Here is a 2,680-nt window from a genome sequence, read left to right as displayed (position 1 = left end):
AGCGGGGACTTCTATCGACCATTCCGCACGCATATCAGCCCATGGCTCAGCTCATGGTATAGATATTTTCTGTTATTCCCCATATAACAGCTCGTATACAAGGAGGGGGCCGGGGGGCGGGGGGGCGTGTGTGGGGGCGTGGGGCGGGCCGGCGCGCGGGGTGGGGGGGGGGGTCGGGGTGGGCCGGGGGCCCGGGGGGGGGGCCGGCGGGCGCCCGCCGCGCCAAGACCAGTCCACAAACAGTCGACTCTACACAGTCGACTCTACACAGTCGACTCTACTTCGCGTCCGGGTGCAGGGCGTTGTACCCCACGCGCACCGGCTTCACGCCCTGCATCACCAGCGCGTAGCTGACGTTGTCGAAGGTGCGGAACACCATGGCATGCGCCGCGTACTCGTCCGGCAGCGAGACCCGGCCGGCGCCGGTGCTGAGCGAATCGTCCGTACGCGACGAGTTCGGATACTTCATGCGGTGCGCCACATGGCGGCCCGGGCGCCACAGCGAGAACACGGTTCCATTGTCCACGCCCTGCGTGCGACCCGCCGAGATCGCGATCACGTCGCGGGGGCCGCCGGCGGTGAACATGTCGGTGACGGCCAGCACGCGTACGTCGACGCCCTCGACACCGGCGGCGGGGACATGGGGCACGAACTGCAGGTCGTACGGCCTGGCCTCGATCGGCACCAGGCGGTCGCCGGCACGCACCTCGCGGCCGCCCTCGTTCTTGTCCAGCACCAGGGTGGACGCCTCGACCTTGCCGCCGGCGACATGGGTGATGGTGCCGGTGGCGACCTGGGCCAGCTCATAGCCGAGCACGCCGCGGCGGTGGTTGGGGGCGCTGTAGGCGCGCCACAGGTTGCCGCTGCCCGGGGTGACGTCGCCGTTGGCGGTCAGGTCCTCGGTCGGCTTGGGCTGGGCGTAGCGCACGGTCGGGCGGACGACCGCCCAGCGCTGGCCCACCTGGGCGTCGGCCAGGCGCACATAGACGGCGTGGCCGCTGGTGGCGCGCAGGCGTTCTTCTTCCAGGCCGGCCACGTAGGGCAGCTGCTCGATGCTGTCGACCACGCTCAGCTGCTTCAGGAACGGCTCGACCTGGGCCAGCGGAATGGCGTCGATCGGGGCCTCCTGGCGCGGGCCGGGCTGGGCCGCCACGGTCACCCGGTCCAGGTAGGCCAGGCTCAGGACGTCACCGGGATAGATCAGGTGCGGGTTGGCGATCTGTGGATTGGCCTGCCAGATCTCCGGCCACAGCCACGGCTTCTGCAGGAAACGTGCGGCGATATCCCACAACGTATCCCCTTTTCGGACCACATAGGTGTCCGGGTGCCCGCCATTCACTTCCACGGCGGTAGCATAGGCAGCCACGGTCAGCATCGCCGCGGCGACGACCGTACGAAAACGAAGCAACATAGGTGTGAAGCCCTGATTCCCCAACAGGTCCGCGCACTATAGTCCAGAAACCGGGGCGCAAGGCAAGCGTTGGAGCTAGAATCTGCGACGTATGCCGGCGTGCCGGCCCCCTATCCGGAAACAGCCATGGCCCTTCTCCCCATTCTCGAGTTCCCCGATCCGCGCCTGCGTACCAAGGCCGCGTTGATCGAAGCTGCCGAAGTCACCACGCCGGCCTTCCAGGAACTGATCGACAACATGTTCCTGACCATGTACGACGCCCCGGGCATCGGCCTGGCCGCCACCCAGGTGGACGTGCACAAGCGCTTCATGGTCATCGACGTCAGCGAAGAAAAGAATGAACCGCATGTGTTCATCAACCCGGAAATCGTCGCCAAGGACGGGGGCCGGGTGTACCAGGAGGGCTGCCTGTCGGTCCCGGGCATCTTCGCCGACGTCACCCGTGCCGACACCATCACCGTGAAGTACCTGGACCGCAACGGCCAGGAACAGCAGATGGAAGCTGGCGAAGTGCTGGCCACCTGCATCCAGCACGAGATGGATCACCTGGACGGCAAGCTGTTCATCGATTATCTGTCGCCGCTCAAGCGCGAGATGGTGCGCAAGAAGCTGGCCAAGCAGCGCAAGCACGTGGCGTGATCGCCAATCCGGGCCACCCTTCGGGTGGCCCGTGCCTGCGCGGCTCGCGCGGGCTGTACGGCGCCGGCCGACGGCGCCGTTTTCTTTCCTGCACGAATCCATCCTGCAAGTGGGGTAGCCATGAGGATTGTCTTTGCCGGTACGCCGGAATTCGCGGTGTCGTCGCTGCGCGCGGCCGCGCGCCACCATGAGGTCGTGGCGGTCTACACCCAGCCGGACCGCCCGGCCGGTCGTGGCCGTGGCCTGGCGCCTTCGCCGGTCAAGCTTGAGGCCGTGGCCCGTGGCATTCCGGTCTACCAGCCGGAGTCGCTGAAGGGCGAAGCCGCCCAGCAGCAGCTGCGCGAGCTGCAGCCGGACCTGATGGTGGTGGTGGCCTATGGCCTGATCCTGCCCAAGGCGGTGCTGGCCATCCCGACCCATGGTTGCTGGAACGTGCATGCCTCGCTGCTGCCGCGCTGGCGCGGGGCCGCGCGCGCGCGGCCGCCGCGCGGCCTGGACCTGTGTCTTTTACAAAACTCACAGCCCACCAGTCGGCCTCCTTTGGGGGTTGTGGTTGTGTGGGTGTAAAAACGGGGGGGGGGGGGGGGGGGGGGGGGGGGGGGGGGGGGGGGGGGGGGGGGGGGGGGGGGG

Annotated in this window: 2 protein-coding genes and 1 pseudogene; 2 read left to right on the top strand and 1 reads right to left on the bottom strand. The window is 68.1% G+C overall.

All coding sequences use genetic code 11. The features are described 5' to 3' along the window. Positions 1–277: 277 nt before the first annotated feature. On the bottom strand, positions 278–1,411 hold the full coding sequence (locus QRO91_RS22245) for a LysM peptidoglycan-binding domain-containing protein (RefSeq protein WP_049428928.1): 1,134 nt from the start codon (positions 1,409–1,411) through the stop codon (positions 278–280). Positions 1,412–1,537: 126 nt separating this feature from the next. Between QRO91_RS22245 and def the strand changes: the two genes are divergently transcribed. Further along, entirely contained in the window at positions 1,538–2,050 is a 513-nt protein-coding gene (gene def, locus QRO91_RS22240; RefSeq protein WP_010481177.1) for a peptide deformylase, read from the top strand. Between the two features lie 120 nt (positions 2,051–2,170). Then, positions 2,171–2,521: pseudogene (locus tag QRO91_RS22235) on the top strand (methionyl-tRNA formyltransferase); the annotation flags it as partial. Between the last annotated feature and the right edge of the window lie 159 nt (positions 2,522–2,680).

Origin of the sequence: Stenotrophomonas maltophilia group sp. Smal32 (assembly GCF_030237085.1) — a bacterium.
Lineage (GTDB): Bacteria > Pseudomonadota > Gammaproteobacteria > Xanthomonadales > Xanthomonadaceae > Stenotrophomonas > Stenotrophomonas maltophilia_Q.
This window is presented reverse-complemented; position numbering and strand designations above follow the sequence as displayed.

Excerpts from the sequence above, each read along its gene's own strand:
- QRO91_RS22245 (WP_049428928.1), bottom strand. The coding sequence starts at position 1,411 with ATGTTGCTTCGTTTTCGTACGGTCGTCGCCGCGGCGATGCTGACCGTG.
- def (WP_010481177.1), top strand. The coding sequence starts at position 1,538 with ATGGCCCTTCTCCCCATTCTCGAGTTCCCCGATCCGCGCCTGCGTACC.